The following is a 17,728-nucleotide window of genomic DNA, read 5'->3' as shown; positions in this document are numbered from 1 at the left end:
TCGAAAATGGTACCAACGATGATGACCTATATCAGCGAAGAGTCGGCCTGTCTGACGCAGATCCTGCGCGACTACCGGCAAAAGCTGGCGGCGATTGAGACCTTTGCCCGCCAGCACCCGGTGCGCCGCATTCTGCTGTTGGCGACCGGCTCGTCGCTGAACGCCGCCCTGTGCGCGCGCTATTTCTTTGAGCAGCGCTTCGGCGTCCTGGTTGAGATTAAAGAGCCGTACAACTTTACGCACTACGAGGCGGTCGATCCGCATACCGATCTGGTGGTGGCGATTTCGCAGAGCGGTAAAAGCGCCTCGACGCTGGCGGCGATGCGTAAGGTGCAGGCATTGAACCTGCCGGTTTTTGCGCTGACTTCCGATCCGCAAAGTCCGATCGCCCGGGCCTGCGATGGGATACTGGATATCAATACCGGTATCGAGAGCGTGGGGTTTGTCACCCGCGGGTTTAGCGCGACGGTGCTGAATTTGCTGCTGATGGCGCTGATGATTGCCCGTGCCCAGGGGAAAGCCAGCGAGGCCGAGGAGCAGCGCTATCTTGCCGAACTGCAGCGGCTGGCGGCGGCGATCCCGGATGTCATTGACCGCACCTCGCGGTTTATCGACAGGCATGGCGAAGCGCTGCGGGGCGGCGAGCGCTTTGTCGCCACCGGCTATGGCGCGCTGGTGGGCGTCGCGAAGGAGTTCGAAACCAAATTTACCGAAACGGTACGCGTGCCTTCCAGCGGTTTTGAACTTGAGGCCTATATGCACGGCCCCTATCTGGAAGCCAATGCCCGCCATGTGATGCTGTTTATTGAAGATGCGCCGGATGCGCGGACCCGGGCGCTGCGGGACTATATGGCGCCGTCCATTGCCCGCGCCTTTACGCTGACGCTGAGCGACGAAGAGGATGCGCAGACGCTGGCGCTAAGCTGCCCGTGTGAACATCATCTGGCGCCGCTGCTGCTGATTGTTCCCGTCCAGATGCTGGCCTGGCATACCGCCGGCCTGAAAGGCATCGATCTGGCTAAACGTATTTTTGACGATTTTGATCGCGTCTTAAAAAGTAAAATCTGATTATTCAGGAGAAAACTATGTTGGGTTTTAATCAGGACGAGTACCTGACCAGTGCTCGCGAGATCATCGCTGCGCGCAAACAGGCGGAAACCGTTGCCGATGATATTTATCAGAGCGGCTGTAGTGCCTTATTTTTCGCCTCGGTGGGCGGTTCTTTGGCGCCGATGATGGCAATAAATGAGTTTGCAAAAGAATTAACCAGCGTGCCGGTTTACCTTGAGCAGGCGGCGGAATTAATTCATCGCGGACATAAAAAATTAAATAAAGATGCGGTGGTGGTGACGCTATCTAAATCCGGCGATACCAAAGAGTCGGTGGCCATTGCCGAATGGTGCAAAGCGCAGGGGATTCGCGTGGTGGCCATCACCCGTAACGCCGATTCGCCATTAGCCGAGGCGGCGAGCTGGCATATTCCGATGTGCCACAAGAACGGCGTGGAATATGAATATATGCTGCTCTACTGGTTATTCTTCCGCGTCATTTATCGTCACGGTGATTTCGCGAATTACGATCGTTTTGCACGCCAGCTGGAGTTGCTGCCGGAAAATCTTCTGCAGGCCAAACGCCAGTTCGATCCGCAGGCGGATAAAATCGCCGCTCAGTATCACGGCTGCGACTATATGATGTGGATCGGCGGGGCGGAAATGTGGGGTGAGGTCTATCTGTTCTCAATGTGTATTCTCGAAGAGATGCAGTGGAAGCGGACCAAATCGGTGAGTTCAGCCGAGTTTTTCCACGGCACCCTGGAGCTGCTGGAAAAAGAGGTCCCGCTGTTCCTGGTCAAAGGCGAGGGTAAATGCCGGGCGCTGGATGAGCGCGTTGAACGCTTCGCTGAGAAGATCACCGACCATCTGGTGGTGATTGACCCGCGCGACTATCCGCTGAACGGCATTGATGAGGCTTTCCGCTGGATTATGGCGCCGTGCGTGGTTTCCACCCTGCTGGTGGACAGGCTGGCGGCCCATTTTGAACACCATACCGGGCATGACCTTAATATCCGCCGTTATTACCGTCAGTTTGATTACTAAGCTTTGCTGATGGCGGCCAGCCGGGCTGGCCGCTGCGCGATTCTCCGAGGCGCTTCCCATAAAATCATCGCCAAAACCAACGAAGTAAAAACCGATGGTAGAGTCCGGCTTTCCTTCTCTTTCAGGCAAGCGGACGGCCATGAAAAAACGGATGACCTCGACGCCGCACGATGCGGTCTTTAAGCGATTTCTTCGCCACCCGGAGACGGCGAATGATTTTCTCACGCTGCATCTGCCGGAAGCGATCCGCCAGCGGTGTGATTTTTCTACCCTACGGCTGGAGCCGGCGAGCTTTATTGATGAAGATCTGCGCGCCTGGTATTCGGACGTACTGTGGTCGGTACAAACCCCCTGCGGCCTGGGATATGTGTATGTGGTGATAGAGCACCAGAGTTCGCCGGATAACCATATGGCTTTTCGCCTGATGCGCTATGCGATTGCCGCGATGCAGCGGCACCTCGACGCCGGGCACAAAACGCTGCCGCTGGTGGTGCCGATGCTTTTTTATCACGGCGCGACCAGTCCTTATCCCTTTTCCCTGAACTGGCTGGACGAATTTGCCGACCCGCAGATGGCGAGGACGCTGTACGCCTGCCCGTTTCCGCTGGTTGACGTAACGGTGATGCCGGACGATGAAATCGTTCAGCACCGGCGGGTCGCTCTGCTGGAGCTGATGCAAAAGCATATTCGTCAGCGCGATCTCAGCGGGATTACGGAGTCGTTGGCGACCCTTGTGATGCTGGGATACACTAACCGCAGGCAGTTAAGAGTGCTGTTTCATTATATGCTGCAGTACGGCAATAGCGCCGATCCGAGCGTGTTTCTCCGCCGGTTGGCCCGCCGTCTGCCACACTATGAGGAGAGGTTGATGTCTATCGCTCAAAAGCTCAAGCAGGAAGGTCGGCAAGAGGGAAGGCAGGAAGGGATACAGGAAGGCCGACAAGAAGGGCGCCTGGAAGGCCTGCAGGAAGGGAGCCGGCGGGAAGCGCTGCGCATTGCCGGCAGTATGCTGCAGAACGGTTTAGATACCGAGACGGTACAGCGGATTACCGGACTGTCGGCGGATGAGCTAAAGCCGCTGCATAGCTAATTTCCACCCACCGTCACCACGGCCCGGCGCAAAAAGCCGCCGGGCACGATGGCTTATCCTTCGCTTTTCACCACTTTGATTTCAACCATGCCGATGCCCAGCTGACGCGGAGAGTGGCCGAGAATATTGCCCTCGTTCGTGGACTGCGGGTCCGGCGGCGCAATCGTCAACGTACTGCTGCGCGACGGATTATCGAAATGCAGGGTGGTGGTGGTGACATCATTGGCCAGCGTTAGCGTTTGTTCGCTGTTGCCCACCCGTACCGGAATCGGCTTATTGGCATTCGGCCCGTAGGCTTTGGCGGTAATCACCAGATCGAATTTCTCCGGCAGCGGCTCTTTATATTCAATTTTCACTTCACTGCCGAGCTGGGCATTAGACCAGCGCCCCCAGGTTTCCGGTCGGGAGATGCCGCTGAACTGCTTCACCTCTTCCGGCGCGCCGGCGACGTTAAACAGGAAGCTGTCGGCTTTATAGCGAATATCGTTATCGACGATCTTCAGCGTATCGACGTTGCCTTTATAACGCTCCATATCGATAAGGGTATCTTTGAACGCGGTTTTACCTTGCCACTGGGCTTTGTCGACGCGCTGGACTTTCTGTTCGCCCCCCAGCTGGCCCTGCGAGACGCACCAGTCGGTGGAGAGCGCCACTTCCGGCGACCACAGCTGACCCATCTTATAGCAGCGGTCGACCCAGACGAAGTTATCGCGCGGCGCGAAATCGGCCAGCTGGAAACGCAGCGGCGCGGAGTATTCGCTTTCCGGCAGCGGCTCAACGCGCTTATCGGAGATACGCAGCAGCAGCGGCAGGCGGAAATGGCTGCCGGAGAAGGAGATCATATTCTTCTGTGAATCCACGGTGAAATTCTTCATCTCTTTGGGGAAATTCCACAGGCGGATGATATCCGGCTTCCACGCCAGCACCTTCTCTTTCATATTGAGGAACACGGCGGAGAGCGACTCGCCGGAAAGGCTGCTGCGGCCAAGGCCAATAAAGTTATCGCCGCCGAGGATATCGAGCACCGTCGCGCCGTTATCCATGGTATTACGCTTGATGGCCAGCGTATCCTGCCGGGGCTCATCGCCGCGCAGAACGAAAAACAGGTTGCTGCGATCCTGCTTATTCAGATAGTCCCAGGCGCTGTTTTTCATTGCCAGGTGATCGGATGACACCACGATGACCGTATTTTTGAACCACGGCGAAGCTTTAATCTTCTCGATTAACGCCGCGACATGCTCCTGACTACAGGAGACGGCGCTGAACGAAAGATTCTTTTTACCGTCCATATCGTAGCTTTTACGCTGGCAGGTGCGGGAGATAAAGCCATCCGGATGATGGGTATCGACCGTCAGCGCAAACAGCGAAAAGCGTTTTCCTGACTGCGAAAGCGCTTCGAATTTTTTCCAGGTTTCATCAAGAACCGTATCATCGTAGAACCCCCAGTCGTTACGATAGGTCGGATCGGCGACCGTGGTTTTTAGCTCTTCCGCGCCGTACAGATGATCGAAGCCGTGAGATTTAAGGAAAACGTCTTTTCCGGCGAAGCGCAGATTAGCGCCCTGCACAAAGTAGTTCTCATAACCCGAGTTTTTCAGTATATCTCCAAGGCAGATATTCTGCGGGAAAAAGCTGGAAACCGAGGCCGAGGCGTTGCCTTCAAACGGCGCAAACAGCGGGATCCCGCACTGGGAGGCGACCATTCCGGCAATCGTGTAGTCGGTACCGGGGAGCTGGGCGGTGTTGCTAAAGTCCAGCCCCTCGCTTTTCAGTTTGCCGAGCTCTGGGGTCAGGTTCGGGAACGCATCGTTATTAAAATAAGTGCGCTCAAGGCTTTCGCCGTAAATGTACACCAGGTTCAGTTTCGGGTTGGCGATGCTTTTTGACGGCTCTTTGTAGTAAGCCGCAAAGTCAGGATCGCCATCGCGGGACTGGGATTTAACCAACTCGCTAATCTGGCGGAAGGCGGGGCTGGCATCCACTGACGCCAGCGCCAGAACCAGCGCCACCAGGCTGTAACCAAAGTGATGAGGATGATGCCGGCGACGGCGGAGCACCCAGCCGAGTGCGCCAAATACCGCGACCAGCGCGACGACCAGCCCCACGCCCGGCAGAATATATTTGCCCACGCCGGCGCCCGTCAGGCTGTTGGTCAACGTATAAAGTACCGCGTCATTGATACCGTCGCCGGTGAAGTAATTGCTGGCGTAGAGGGTAATATTCAGAACAACGAACAGGCCCAGCACCGTGAGGGTGGCGGCGAACCACCAGGTATTACGACCGGCTTTTAATGCGTAAATCATCACCGAAGCAAGAAACAGGGCGATGGATAACAACTCTGACACAGCTCATCCTCATTCACGCCAGCTGTCGGCTGGCCAGATAGATCTTTTTTCACGCTACACTGTAATTGCAGCGCAATATTGCCGCAATTGTATCGTCATGAATTTGTGCTGTGGTTCAGAATTGGTTTAGAAATCGCCGTTTTTGAACTGCCTCACATCCAGTCAGCCAGGGGATTTGGGGGAAAGATGTTAAAAAACAGACGTTGCCGCCGCGCAGGCAAGGGTAACGCGCCAAACGCGGCATTAAGAGGATAAAATCAGGAGAGGAAGCTCACGCCCTGTTTTAAGACCAGATCGCAGGCTTTGGTTTTCACTTTTTCCGCCAGCGGGCTGCTGCCAAGGGTGTTCAGATTCAGCTGCTGGCCGTCTTTACTGGTCAGCAAGCCCTGAAGGCCCTCAAGATAGCTGGTGTCCTCTTTTTGTTTTTCCGGCGTGCTGAGACCCAGCTTATCCAGAACCTGATTTTTAACGTTTTCGGTATTGGTAACCGAAGCCAGCTTCTGTTTCGCGCAGTAAGACATAATCCCGGCGGCATTATTCATGCTGCTGGAAGTCAACGACTGGCTGCCGCCGTTGAGCAAACCGGTCAGCGAAGAGAGGGACATACCGCCGCTTTGCTGGCTTCCGCTCTGACTGCTGAGCTGGTTAGCGGCGCTGGAGAGCGAATCCTGCCAGGAGGTGGCGTGCGCGCCAAAGGTCAATAAAGCGCCGGCCACCATTGCCGTGCGGAACAACGTTTTTGCAGATTTCATAGACGTACTCTTCGCCGTGACTGAATAATCCCCTGATTATAACGCCGGCGGGGTTCAGAAATATCTTAATACTCTTTTCCGGTTACGCGATCGCGGTAGCTGTCCCAGTTGAAGTTAACCCACAGGCTATTGCCCAGCCGCATCCGGTCCATCACGCGCTCGCCGAGCAGCTTGTTCATCTCGTCCATGGTGCTGTTGGTTAGCATACCGGTAGGGCGCTTTGACGAAGAGCGGCGATCGACGATCTGGTTAATAATCACCTTTTCGTAGCGTGATTCCGTTTGCATGCCGATTTCGTCAATCACCAGCAGGTCCACCTTGCTCAGGTCGGTGAGCAGCTGCTCTTCGCTGGTTTCCCGGTTGCCAAAGGTATCTTTCATCGCTGACATGATATCGGCGACGGTGATAATCAACACCGACTTACCCCGAAGCAGCAGTTCGTTGCAGATAGCGGCGGCGAGATGGTTTTTTCCGGTACCCGGTTTGCCGGAGAAGATAAAGCTGGCGATATTGCCGTCGAACTCCTCGACGTACTGGCGCGCTCGGGACAGCGCAATCATCTGGCCTTCACACTCCACCCGGTAGTTATCCAGCGAGCAGTTCTGATGCAGCGGGCGGATGCCGGAGCGGTTAAAGGTTCGCTGCATTTTCATGGCCCGGTTTTCGCGTTCCAGCGCCTCAGAACGCAGCTTGCCCTGTTCTTTTTGCCATGCCAGCAGCTCCTCACCTGTCTTAAACGCGGGTTCGACATGGGCTGGCATCATCTTTTGCAGGCGCTTCATTAAATCGCCGACATTTTTCATGCTCATCCTCGGAATCCTCGTGGAATGTGATTATCAGGTTCGCTAATCGCGTTGACGTCCCGGCGCGGCTGGCCGCCGTTGCTGGCCCGGCCAATCTGTACGCTGCGCGCCAGCTTCTGCTGCCACTGGACATGATGAAAGACTTTACCTTCAGCCTGCCAGTAAGCGACAAATGCCGCCAACTCTTCCGGCGTAACGGGCTGGCTCAGGGCGATGCCCCACAGCGCGGCCAGGCGCTGAAAATCCGCATCCGGCTGCCAGTCGGCGTACATCGGAAATTTCCCCATCGGAACCGCAACGGGGGTCGCCGTCGGCTCGTCAAAAAACTGCGCGTCCAGCGCAATATCGCTGTTAGGACGCGCGAGTTTTGCTTCCAGCTCCAGCAGCTGCGCCAGACGCTCCGGCGTCAGCGCATAGAATGCGGGGGCGTTGTTGGCAAATACGGCGACGGCGCCGCTGGCCGATTTTGCCAGTACCGCAGCGTGATCCTGCATGAAGTCATCCAGACCGCTAAAATCGGTAGTTAATATTCGTGAAGACATAAATCAATCTCAACTCTGAACAACTAAAAAGAGAGGGGTAGCTGCACACATAGTAGCATAGAGGTCGCTCAGGAAGGAGCGCCGCGGGCGACCCGGCGGCGCGATTAGCTAGACGCGCGGACGCTTGCGATACAGCCAAAGCCCGGGGATAGACAAGCCAATGGATAATGCGCCAACGATCGATGAAGCCTTAAGGAAGTTGCTCAGCAGCATAATCATCATCTCTTCCGAGTAGCCGAAATGGCTGATTTTCACCGCTGAAATCATCGCGGTATAGGCGGAGATGCCGGGGAACATCGGGATCACCGCCGCTACGGTAAAAATCTTCGGGTGCGCCAGATACCAGCGGGACCACTGGATACCGATGCTACCAACCAGCAGGGCCGCCATAAACGTCGCCCACTCAATATTAAAACCCGCCGTCATCATGACCATGCGCGAGCCGTGGCCGATAGCGCCCAGCAGCGCGCACCAGCGCAGCGCCCGCTGCGGGACGTTGAACACCATGGCGAACCCGACGGCGGGAATGGCTGCCAGCATCATATCCAGCGCCAGTTCGTAGAGATAGAAAATTATGCCCATCCGCGTAGTCCCCACATCGTCATCGCCATCACCACGCCGATACAGGTGGCGAGCGTCAGCAGGCTGGCAATGGCCCAGCGCGCCAGACCGGTGTTGATATGCCCCTTAAACATGTCGGCAACGGCGTTGATCAGCGGAAAACCGGGTACCAGCAGCAGCACGCTGGCGGCCATCGCGATCGTTGGCGTGCTGGCGAAAGCCGGCAGGCGCAGCATCAGCCCGGAGATAGTCGTTGCGACGAAGGCGGTGAGGCAAAAGTTGATTTGCGGATGCATTGAACGATGGGTGAGTACCTGGCGAATATACATGGCTACCGTACTGGCGCAGAAGGTGACCAGCGCACCGTCCCAGCCGCCGTTGTTAAGTTTGCAAAAGCAGGCGCAGGAGAGGCCGACCATGAAAACCAGCAGCCAGCGCGGATAGCGCAGCGGCTTGATTTGCGCGAATCGTTTTTCGACATCCTTATAATCCAGCAGCTTATGCTCTGCCATAATCACAATATGCTGAACCTCCGTGACGACGTGCATGTTGATGCCGCGATCGGTGTTTTTTCGCGTTGAGGTCAGACACTCCCCGTCCTTAATGGTGGTGAGAACAATCGCATTCGAAGAGATGGCGCTTTCCACGCTATCCATCCCTAAGGCCAGACCCAGACGGGTTGAGAGCTCCTCAACCAGCGCGCTTTCCGCGCCGTGTTGTAATAAGAAAAGACCACATTGAATACACAATCGCGTGATAGCGCGCTGAGTTGCCCGATCTGCTTGCATAAATACCTGCTGTCCGTGATGCCCGTTGCCGTAGTGTCTGGCGTTACTTTTACCTGAAGTCTTGTTTTAGCTGAGCGGTCAGGATCAAACAATGTGTAAAAAACCACCCGCTCTACGGGAACCCTGAAATTTGAACTCTGCCACACTTCCGCAAGATTGGTGAAAAGTCCAATTTTTGCACCCGTTTCTCCCTTCTTTTTCCCATCAGAGTTATCAAAAATGCAAATTCAAACTTTTAATAAACAAAAAACAAACAAATAATTAACCATGCTGAGGCGATGCGATGAAAACACAGGTGGCGATTATCGGAGCGGGCCCGTCGGGACTCCTGCTGGGGCAGTTATTACATCACGCCGGGATTCAGACCGTCATCCTTGAGCGACAGACGCCTGAGTATGTGCTGGGGAGGATCCGCGCGGGAATTCTGGAAAGCGGAACGGTAGAACTGCTGCGCGAAGCCGGGGCGGCCCGGCGAATGGATGCGGAAGGGCTGATCCATCACGGCGTCGAATTTTTGTTTGAGGGCAAGCGCGTACCGGTTCCGCTAACGGAACTGACGGCAGGCAAAAGCGTGATGGTGTATGGCCAGACCGAAGTGACGCGGGATTTGATGGCGGCGAGGGAGGCATGCGGGGCAGCGACGATTTATGGCGTCAGCGATGTCACCATTAATGAGGCAAAAAGCGATCGACCGTCGGTCTCTTTTATCAGCAATGGCGAAAACTGCCGCCTTGAGTGCGACTTTATCGCCGGCTGCGACGGCTTTCACGGCGTGTCCCGCCAGAGCATCCCGGCAGGGGTGCTGAAAGAGTACGAGAGCGTCTGGCCGTTTGGCTGGCTCGGGCTGCTGGCCGATACGCCACCGGTGAACCCGGAGCTGATTTACGCCCACCACGAGCGGGGGTTTGTGCTCTGTAGTCAGCGCTCACTAACTCGAAGCCGCTATTATCTGCAGGTACCGCTTAGCGAAAAGGTGGAGGAGTGGTCTGATGAACGCTTCTGGACTGAGCTCAAGCGGCGTCTCCCTGATGAGCTGACCAATAAGTTAGTAACCGGTCACTCACTTGAGAAGAGTATCGCGCCGCTGCGCAGCTATGTAGTGGAGCCGATGCAGTACGGGAGGCTATTTCTGCTGGGAGATGCGGCGCATATCGTACCGCCTACCGGGGCGAAGGGGCTGAATCTCGCGGCGTCCGATGTGAACTATCTTTGGCGGATCCTGCGTGAGTATTATCACCATGGCCGTATTGACCTCTTAGCCAGCTACTCGCGTTTGGCGCTGGATCGGGTGTGGAAAGGTGAGCGATTCAGCTGGTTTATGACGCGTCTGCTGCATGATTTTCCGCAACAAAGCGAGTTCGACAGAAAAATGCAGGCGGCGGATCGTCGCTACTATCTTGAATCACGCGCCGGGTTAACCACTATCGCTGAAAACTATGTGGGTCTGCCGATGGAACGCGTGGCGTAATAGAAAAGGCTCTGGAGTCGTGATGCAGGCAGCGAGTACCATTCCCGTTTTCAAACTGTATGGCGAAGATCAGGGCTGGCCAACGCCCGATCTTCTGCACTGTGAGTCCATACTCCAGCGCAGCCATCTTTATGAATGGCATATCCGCGTGCATCAGCACGCAGAGCTGGTGCAGCTACTGTATCTGCATAAAGGGCGGGCGGAGATTGAAATCGAAGGCGCGACGACCGTGATGACGGAGTCCTGTATTCAGGTGGTTCCGGCGCTATGTATTCATGGATTTCGCTTTTCGCCGGGTACGGAGGGCTACGTTTTGTCGCTGGCGCTGCCGCTGCTCGGAAGCCTTGAAAATCAGTTTGGCAGTCAGCTGGATGTGCTCGGCCAACCGCGTTGCGTGCCGGTGAAGAGCTCCCGGGGCCATATCCGGGCGCTGTTTACCGCTTTGCAAGAGGAGTACCGCGAAGATTACGATGCGCGCGAAATGATGCTTCATTCACTGCTGGGAGCGCTGTTGGTCTGGCTGAATCGGCAATATCAACCGCAGCTCATAACGGAGGACAAAGCGGAACGTAAGCGGAGCGTCATGCGTCATTTCTCGCGCCTTATCGAAAGCCACTATCGTGAACATATGCCATTAGCCGGGTATGCCAGGGAGGTGGGGGTGTCTGCGACTCATTTGAATTATTTGTGTCATGAATTTTATGGCTGCAGCGCACTGGGAGTTTTACATCAAAGGTTGATGCTTGAGGCGCGTCGCAACCTGCAGTACACCAGCATGACTATCGCTCAACTTTCTGATTACTTAGGGTTTACTGATGCGGCCTATTTTTCTCGCTTCTTTCGCCGCTATAGCGGTGAATCACCAAAAGTATTTAGGAAAAAAATAAAATAAATAAATCTTTATTTAATATATCTTAAGTTAGCGTATCTAACGACGATGTTAACCATTTCTAATTTATTGATGACAACTACCTGTGTTAATGTTAATCATTGGTATGGATAACAGCAATATGTTACTCCTCATTATTAAGTTGGCTTTAGGGTGCGATATCGCGCACCCGCCAGGGATGATAAAGATTCATTTGGGCAAAATAATTACGATGACTATTAAATTATGCATCCAATTGTTTTTCCGCCGGCGGTGAGTCTTCGACAGGAAGCGGAGGGTTTATGTTACCAGGACAAGGTAAGTTCGGCATTATTATCAGCAGAATACCGGTTATGCAGTCCGGCTTAAAAGCCATCGTTGGGGAGCATCTCCCTGATTATGAATTGAGTTTTTGTCGTTCTCAGGATGAGCTAACCCTGCTGCAGCTGCGTCGTGCAGTGTTAGTCATTGCTGACTTGTCCGGTGAAATAGAGCATCCAAGAAATATTTGCGAACATTACTACTCTTTAATGACTCAATACAGGGATATACACTGGGTCTTTATGGTAGGCAACGCCTGTTTTCCGTTAGCTGTTCAATTATTAATGCGTCCTGAAAGTACATTAATTTCGGACAGCGAGCCGGTAAAACGTCTCATTGAGGTTGTGCGCGCGGGTGGACTTGCCGCTGAACGAATTAGCCAGACGTTGTTCTCTCCTGAGGTAGAACGCATCGATGAAGAACCGCAAAAGCTGGTTATTCTGACTCTTTCTGAGCGTAAGGTGTTGAGGCTTCTTGCAAAAGGATGGGGAATTAATCAAATTGCTGCTTTATTGAAGAAGAGCAATAAAACCATAAGTGCGCAGAAAAATAGTGCTATGCGCCGCTTATCTTTGCGTAGTAATGCAGAGATGTATGCCTGGATTAATAGTGCACAGGGAATGAAGGAGCTGAATATTTATTCAGCCTATGGAGATCAAACAGAATGGAAAAAGACCTCACAACAAGATATGTCGCTATCGTAGAGAAATGTGCGATGACAGAAGTGGCGCTTCGCCACATATTAATTAATGAAAGTGGTAAGAATTATCGTATTCAGTTCTTTAAAGATACGATGGCATTAAAACGGGAGTTTCAGGCGAGAGATTTTTCTGCGATTATTTTTTCACTTTCAGGTAACCGCAGATCCCGACTTGAAAGCTTGCTCTTTCTCCATGAGATCGCGCGTTATTGTCCCGACACGCAAAGAATTATCTTAGCTAATGATGAAGCGGAAATGCGTTTGGTCAGCCATCTGACGCCTTCTCGCTTACACGGTATTTTGAATAAATCGGCCTGTCGGCTACAGCTGCAGGAGTGCTTGCTTCAGCTTCTCGATCGTAGCTATCCGGCGAATGAGAGCTCGTTAAGCCAAAAGCAGAGTATCTATAGCCAACTTTTGAGCCCAACGGAACATACCATCCTGCGATATATGTCTTATGGCTACTCGTTGCCGGAAATAGCGACGCAGCTGGAACGCAATATCAAAACGATTCGGGCCCATAAGTTTAACGCCATGACCAAGCTCGGCGTCAGTTCTGATATGGGACTACTGAGCGCGGCAGACATACTCATGCGCCTGTCGGCGAATAATGATGATGCCACGGTGATGCGCCTTGCTCAGTAACCTCAGCGGTCTGTTAAAGACACACGTCAATCCACTTAGCATCAGTCAGCTGCGCCAACCGTTCAGGTGAAATACGAACGGCGCTATATATTGAACCTGCTGCTGGCAGCACTTCCGGGTACTGCCTCAGTGAGATATCGCAGTACACAGCCAGCGGAACTTCCAGGCCAAATGGGCAGACGCCGCCAATGGGGTGTCCCGTTAGCGTAATGACCTCATTTAGCATACGGGCTTTAGCGCCAAAGGCTTCCTTTAGCTTTTTATTATCCAGGCGCGCATCGCCTTTCGCGACAACGAGAACAACCCTTTCTTTTATTTTTAAAGACAGGGTCTTGGCGATTTGCCCGGGTTCAACGTTATGCGCCGCTGCGGCTAACGCTACCGTGGCCGTGCTCTGAGTAAGTTCGATGATTTCGATATCGGGGGCGTGGTCAGTAAAAAACTGCCGCACGGACTGCAGACTCATTGGAATCTCCTGATTAAGGCTTGTTAAAAATCTGTCACAAGCTTCGCAAAGTGTAAATATCCATGGTAGAGAATCAAGATTCTTTTTAATTTCTGGATCTCCTTCACATTCACCGCAACCGGTTACTGTAACCGGTTGCGGTTATTCACGGAGACAGGAATACTGACAAGGTAACTTCCCTGCGTCACCTATAACAAAGAGCCGAAGATGAATCGAACCTGGTTGAGCAGTCGGGCCAGCAGGCTACCCGATTGGGTAACCCCCTCGCCGAAGCGGGTTTATCATAACGGCAAGATAATCGTTGTTGGGCCTGTTCATCTAGCCTGTCAGGAGGGCTGCTATGTCTGCTAACCATGCTGCATTTAATCTGATATTTCGCTTCGTAGAAAATTACATCAGCCCTGTCGCTGGACGCATCTCGTCTCAGCGCCACGTTATGGCAATCCGCGACGGTTTTATCTCCGCCATGCCGTTTATGATTGTCGGCTCTTTTCTGCTGGTATTTGCGTATCCGCCGTTTTCACCGGATACCACATGGGGATTTGCCCGCGCCTGGCTGGATCTGGCAAAAGAGTTTGAAGGACGAATTCTGACGCCGTTCGATATGACGATGGGCATTATGTCGATCTACATTTGCGCCGCGATCGCCTATAACCTCGGCAAGCATTACGAAAAAACCAATCAGCTCGACCCCTTTATGTGCGCCATGCTGTCGATCATGGCCTTCCTGCTGGTGGCGGCGCCAAAAACGAACGGCAACCTGCCGGTAGATAGCCTGGGAGGAACGGGCATATTTACGGCGATTCTGGTGGCGGTCTACTGCGTTGAAATGATGCGCTTCCTGAAGGCGCATAATATCGGTATTCGCTTGCCGGATCAGGTGCCGCCGATGATCAAAAACTCGTTTGATCTGTTGATCCCGGTACTGGTTGTCGTCCTGACGCTCTATCCCCTGAGCCTGCTTATTCAGCATCATTTCGATATGCTGATCCCTCAGGCGATTATGGCTATCTTTAAGCCGCTGGTTTCCGCAGCGGACTCCTTACCCGCAATTTTGTTGGCGGTTCTGGTGGGCCACCTGCTGTGGTTTGCAGGGATCCACGGTGCGGCCATTGTTTCCGGCATGCTGCAAATGTTCTGGCTCACTAACCTCGGCATGAACCAGCAGGCCCTGGCTCAGGGGGCTCCGCTGCCGCATATCTTTATGGAAGCGTTCTGGACATTCTTTATTGTGATTGGCGGTTCAGGGGCGACGATGGGGCTGGTATTCTGCTATCTGCGCAGCCGCTCCGCGCATCTGCGTTCGATTGGCCGTCTGAGCGTGGTGCCAAGCCTGTTTAACATTAACGAGCCGGTTATTTTTGGCACCCCTATCGTGATGAACCCGGTGTTCTTTATTCCCTTCCTGCTGGCGCCGATGGTTAACGCCGTACTGGCCTGGGCGGCAATGAAGCTGGATCTTATCGGCCGGGTGATTTCGGTTGTTCCGTGGACTGCTCCGGCGCCGATTGGCGGCGCGTGGGCGCTGGGGTGGGATTTCCGGGCGGCGATTCTGGTGGTCGTCCTGGCCTGCGTTTCGGCGATTATCTACTTCCCGTTCTTCAAGGTGTACGAGAAACAGCTGCTCGCGCAGGAGGCCGAAGAGGCGCAGCGCATGGCGGAAGAGAGTCAGCAAACGGCATAAAAACAAACGGGCGGCTGAATAGCCGCCCGTTTGTTTTCACCATCGATTATTTCAGCGTACAGTCCCCGCACTGCTGTACGTCCGGCAGGCGATAGCGCTGGCAGCAGGTGCGGCGCACGAGCTGCCCTTCACGTAAAACCACCGTACGCCACAGCGGGTTATCCTCACCGCCTGATAGCTGTTTGTTGAAGAAGAAGAGCTGACGCAGCGCGGCCACTTTTTCATCTCCGACCAGGGTTCTCATTTCCCCGAGATACCAGTTAATCAAATAACCCGTATTGCTCCAGATAAGTTTGCCATTGATATCGCCAGTGGCTTCAAGCGCCTGCACCACGGGTTGCAAAGCGGTGGTGACCAGCTTTTCCATCCGGGACTGCGCGGATTCTGCCGGGGAAGTACCTGCTGAATGGATATCAATCCAGAAACAGGCGGCACGGCCTGTTTCATGAAACTCGACGCGAAAATGCTCCGGCGCCAGGCTAACGGCGCGTTCTTCACTCAACAGCGCCAGCATTAAAGGGGGCACCAGTAAACCGATGTACCATTGTGCCCAGAGGGATAGCAGCGGTTTTTGCTCACGGGCTTGCCCGGGCTGGTTGCGATAAATATGGTCAGAATACGTCGCGATTAACGAACTCAGCGTCGCGGGCTGCGACCACTCAGCCAAGGTGAGGGCATGGTGAGGGGCTTCTTCATTCAGACGGATAAAATCCAGCAGATGCGGACGTAACGCGTTAATCTTGTCCCGTATTGCGTTCGCCAGTTCACGCTCAGCCGAAGGGAGCGGAGCCCGCCAGATGATCTCATTGTTGAATGCAAGTGAACGGTAAGCCATCGGTGCCAGATACAAATCTAAATGATAATGATTTCTGATACTAATGCCGCGGCACCGGCTTGGCAAGAGATTTGTCCGCGCGGCGACGCCTGCCGCGCGGTAAAGGCCTAGCTGGTGAGAATAATGTTACGTCCCATATTTTTGGCTTCGTAGAGCGCGTTGTCCGCCCGTTTCAGCGCACTGTCGATATCCGCATCCATCAGCGGCGTCATGCCGATACTGATGGTCACGTTGGTCGCGACGCTTTCATTAAACATATGCGGGATTTTTAGATCGTAGACCCGCTGGCGGATGCGCTCTGCGGCCTGAAGGGCGTTTTCCGCACAGCTGCTGGTCAACAGCACCATAAACTCCTCGCCGCCAAAGCGGGCAACGATGTCGCGCGAGCGCACGGCGTTACGAATGGCGGCGGAGACCTGAATCAAAGCCTGGTCGCCCATCATATGCCCGTAGTGGTCGTTGTAGGCTTTGAAATGATCAATGTCCAGTAGCAGAACGTAATGCCCGGCGCCGTCGAGAGAAAGAATGGTGTCCAGCCGGTTTTGTAAGCCCCGCCGATTATACAAACCGGTAAGCGGATCCAACATACTGAGATCGTTAAGGGTATTGCGTTCCTTCAGCAGCTTATCCATGAGCCCCTGCGTGAATACATCGCTGCGTTTCTGAATAAGGCTTTGCAGGGTGATACCGGCAATAGGCAACAGAAAGCACCAGGACATGCGCAGCCATTGTTCTCCTCCGCCAAGAATCAGGCAGATAAGGTATGTGGGTAAAGAGTGCAAAGTAAAGCCAATGATATTGCTGGAAAAAGCAATGGTGCCAATAAATAACACGCTTAATAAGGCGATCACCAGGTAGTTAAAATGCGGCGGCCCCATCACCATTGCTTTTAGCGCAACGTGCCACGCCCAAAGCAGGCCAAATAGCAGAGAAATAACCGGAATATTTATTTTGTGCTGAGAGAATTTACAGTGCCATAGCAGCAGGACCGTGCTGCAGGCAACTATCAGAAAACAGGGTAATGTAAAAGTGATGACGGTAAAGAGCGGGCTGACAAGGGATAAGACGGATGAAACTAAATTAAGCAGTAAAAATAGCCGTAAGGAATACTGATATTTCTGTTCGTAATGGGAGCGCCAGGATTGTGCAGTCATGTCGGAGTTGTCATTATTAATCGTTAAAATTCAATGTGATGTTAGTTTGAAGTGAATAATAAAAAACAGTGCGCAAAATAAGGTTTTTACGAAATAATCAGATAATTTAATATATTATTTTTTGCCGCTTAATTTATCACCTTCATGAATGTATGTCATTACCACAAACGTAAAGAATAAGGACGCGCTATTTTCCCGGGATGACAAATGATAAAAATTACCATATGATATTGGTTATCATTATCGTTGTGAGAGGCGAAAACATGTTGCAGCGAACTTTAGGGAGTGGATGGGGCGTGTTGATCCCTGGCGTACTGATTGCCGTCCTCGGATTTGCCGATTTGTCGGTAGATGCCTGGCGCGGATTGGTGACGCTGGGAATGCTCATGTCAGCGGTGATGATTTGGCACCGTCAGCTAAGGCACTTTGTTCTGCTGCCATCATGCGTGGCGCTGGTCAGTGGGATGATGCTGGTAATAATCAATTTGAAGCTGATGGGATAAAACGGAAGGGTAAGAATATTGGTGCGAGGGGGGGGACTTGAACCCCCACGTCCGTAAGGACACTAACACCTGAAGCTAGCGCGTCTACCAATTCCGCCACCTTCGCA

Annotated in this window: 18 protein-coding genes and 1 tRNA gene; 9 read left to right on the top strand and 10 right to left on the bottom strand. The window is 53.5% G+C overall.

Annotation, left to right across the window (positions count from 1 at the left end; genetic code table 11):
* Positions 1 to 6: 6 nt before the first annotated feature.
* From ABLU88_RS21870 to ABLU88_RS21860, 3 genes are all read left to right on the top strand, one after another.
* A complete protein-coding gene (locus tag ABLU88_RS21870) occupies positions 7 to 1,068 on the top strand; it encodes an SIS domain-containing protein (protein ID WP_219557878.1) in 1,062 nt (353 codons plus the stop codon).
* Positions 1,069 to 1,085: 17 nt separating this feature from the next.
* Positions 1,086 to 2,096 carry an SIS domain-containing protein gene (locus ABLU88_RS21865; RefSeq protein WP_025106878.1) on the top strand — a complete coding sequence of 337 codons (1,011 nt, stop codon included), beginning with the start codon at positions 1,086 to 1,088 and terminating at the stop codon, positions 2,094 to 2,096.
* A gap of 139 nt (positions 2,097 to 2,235) precedes the next feature.
* Complete coding sequence (locus ABLU88_RS21860) at positions 2,236 to 3,186, top strand: Rpn family recombination-promoting nuclease/putative transposase (protein WP_201993268.1); 951 nt, start codon at positions 2,236 to 2,238, stop codon at positions 3,184 to 3,186.
* 53 nt (positions 3,187 to 3,239) lie between these two features.
* Here the strand turns inward: ABLU88_RS21860 and opgB are convergent, their stop codons facing one another.
* The 6 genes from opgB to ABLU88_RS21830 form a co-directional block, all read right to left on the bottom strand.
* Positions 3,240 to 5,531 carry a phosphatidylglycerol--membrane-oligosaccharide glycerophosphotransferase gene (gene opgB, locus ABLU88_RS21855; RefSeq protein ID WP_348837944.1) on the bottom strand — a complete coding sequence of 764 codons (2,292 nt, stop codon included), beginning with the start codon at positions 5,529 to 5,531 and terminating at the stop codon, positions 3,240 to 3,242.
* A 257-nt stretch (positions 5,532 to 5,788) separates the two neighbouring features.
* Entirely contained in the window at positions 5,789 to 6,283 is a 495-nt protein-coding gene (locus ABLU88_RS21850) for a DUF2501 domain-containing protein (protein ID WP_014227812.1), read from the bottom strand.
* A gap of 65 nt (positions 6,284 to 6,348) precedes the next feature.
* The gene (dnaC, locus tag ABLU88_RS21845; RefSeq protein ID WP_014227813.1) at positions 6,349 to 7,086 is read right to left on the bottom strand and encodes a DNA replication protein DnaC; all 738 of its coding nucleotides are present in this window, start codon (positions 7,084 to 7,086) and stop codon (positions 6,349 to 6,351) included.
* Between the two features lie 2 nt (positions 7,087 to 7,088).
* Complete coding sequence (gene dnaT, locus ABLU88_RS21840; RefSeq protein ID WP_009652817.1) at positions 7,089 to 7,628, bottom strand: primosomal protein DnaT; 540 nt, start codon at positions 7,626 to 7,628, stop codon at positions 7,089 to 7,091.
* A 108-nt stretch (positions 7,629 to 7,736) separates the two neighbouring features.
* Positions 7,737 to 8,210 carry a threonine/serine exporter gene (locus ABLU88_RS21835; RefSeq protein ID WP_004098364.1) on the bottom strand — a complete coding sequence of 158 codons (474 nt, stop codon included), beginning with the start codon at positions 8,208 to 8,210 and terminating at the stop codon, positions 7,737 to 7,739.
* Positions 8,201 to 8,977 (bottom strand): threonine/serine exporter ThrE family protein, encoded by a 777-nt coding sequence (locus tag ABLU88_RS21830; RefSeq protein ID WP_025106875.1) that lies wholly within the window; start codon positions 8,975 to 8,977, stop codon positions 8,201 to 8,203. The genes ABLU88_RS21835 and ABLU88_RS21830 overlap by 10 nt, the downstream gene beginning before the upstream one ends.
* 283 nt (positions 8,978 to 9,260) lie before the next feature.
* Here ABLU88_RS21830 and pobA point away from each other — a divergent pair, with 283 nt between their 5' ends.
* From pobA to bglJ, 4 genes are all read left to right on the top strand, one after another.
* Positions 9,261 to 10,445: a 4-hydroxybenzoate 3-monooxygenase gene (gene pobA, locus ABLU88_RS21825; protein ID WP_032747826.1), complete on the top strand. Its 1,185-nt coding sequence runs from the start codon at positions 9,261 to 9,263 to the stop codon at positions 10,443 to 10,445.
* A 22-nt stretch (positions 10,446 to 10,467) separates the two neighbouring features.
* Positions 10,468 to 11,337, top strand: coding sequence for a helix-turn-helix domain-containing protein (locus ABLU88_RS21820; RefSeq protein ID WP_064406235.1), 870 nt, complete (start codon positions 10,468 to 10,470; stop codon positions 11,335 to 11,337).
* Between the two features lie 278 nt (positions 11,338 to 11,615).
* Positions 11,616 to 12,338 (top strand): LuxR C-terminal-related transcriptional regulator, encoded by a 723-nt coding sequence (locus ABLU88_RS21815; protein ID WP_014227819.1) that lies wholly within the window; start codon positions 11,616 to 11,618, stop codon positions 12,336 to 12,338.
* Positions 12,299 to 12,979, top strand: coding sequence for a DNA-binding transcriptional activator BglJ (gene bglJ, locus ABLU88_RS21810; protein WP_025106872.1), 681 nt, complete (start codon positions 12,299 to 12,301; stop codon positions 12,977 to 12,979). The genes ABLU88_RS21815 and bglJ overlap by 40 nt, the downstream gene beginning before the upstream one ends.
* 13 nt (positions 12,980 to 12,992) lie before the next feature.
* Here the strand turns inward: bglJ and ABLU88_RS21805 are convergent, their stop codons facing one another.
* Positions 12,993 to 13,445, bottom strand: coding sequence for a YbaK/EbsC family protein (locus ABLU88_RS21805; protein ID WP_348837939.1), 453 nt, complete (start codon positions 13,443 to 13,445; stop codon positions 12,993 to 12,995).
* 340 nt (positions 13,446 to 13,785) lie between these two features.
* Between ABLU88_RS21805 and ABLU88_RS21800 the strand changes: the two genes are divergently transcribed.
* Positions 13,786 to 15,129 carry a PTS sugar transporter subunit IIC gene (locus tag ABLU88_RS21800; protein ID WP_025106871.1) on the top strand — a complete coding sequence of 448 codons (1,344 nt, stop codon included), beginning with the start codon at positions 13,786 to 13,788 and terminating at the stop codon, positions 15,127 to 15,129.
* A 46-nt stretch (positions 15,130 to 15,175) separates the two neighbouring features.
* On the opposite strand, the gene fhuF is transcribed toward ABLU88_RS21800, so the two are convergent.
* Positions 15,176 to 15,964 (bottom strand): siderophore-iron reductase FhuF, encoded by a 789-nt coding sequence (gene fhuF, locus ABLU88_RS21795; RefSeq protein ID WP_348837937.1) that lies wholly within the window; start codon positions 15,962 to 15,964, stop codon positions 15,176 to 15,178.
* A 107-nt stretch (positions 15,965 to 16,071) separates the two neighbouring features.
* The gene (locus ABLU88_RS21790) at positions 16,072 to 17,118 is read right to left on the bottom strand and encodes a GGDEF domain-containing protein (RefSeq protein WP_025106869.1); all 1,047 of its coding nucleotides are present in this window, start codon (positions 17,116 to 17,118) and stop codon (positions 16,072 to 16,074) included.
* A gap of 263 nt (positions 17,119 to 17,381) precedes the next feature.
* Here ABLU88_RS21790 and ABLU88_RS21785 point away from each other — a divergent pair, with 263 nt between their 5' ends.
* Positions 17,382 to 17,621: a DUF1435 domain-containing protein gene (locus tag ABLU88_RS21785; RefSeq protein ID WP_049082693.1), complete on the top strand. Its 240-nt coding sequence runs from the start codon at positions 17,382 to 17,384 to the stop codon at positions 17,619 to 17,621.
* A gap of 19 nt (positions 17,622 to 17,640) precedes the next feature.
* On the opposite strand, the gene ABLU88_RS21780 is transcribed toward ABLU88_RS21785, so the two are convergent.
* Positions 17,641 to 17,727 (bottom strand) — tRNA-Leu (locus ABLU88_RS21780).
* Between the last annotated feature and the right edge of the window lies 1 nt (position 17,728).

Origin of the sequence: Klebsiella sp. GW_Kp182 (genome assembly GCF_040062275.1) — a bacterium.
GTDB classification, from domain to species: domain Bacteria; phylum Pseudomonadota; class Gammaproteobacteria; order Enterobacterales; family Enterobacteriaceae; genus Klebsiella; species Klebsiella michiganensis.
This window is presented reverse-complemented; position numbering and strand designations above follow the sequence as displayed.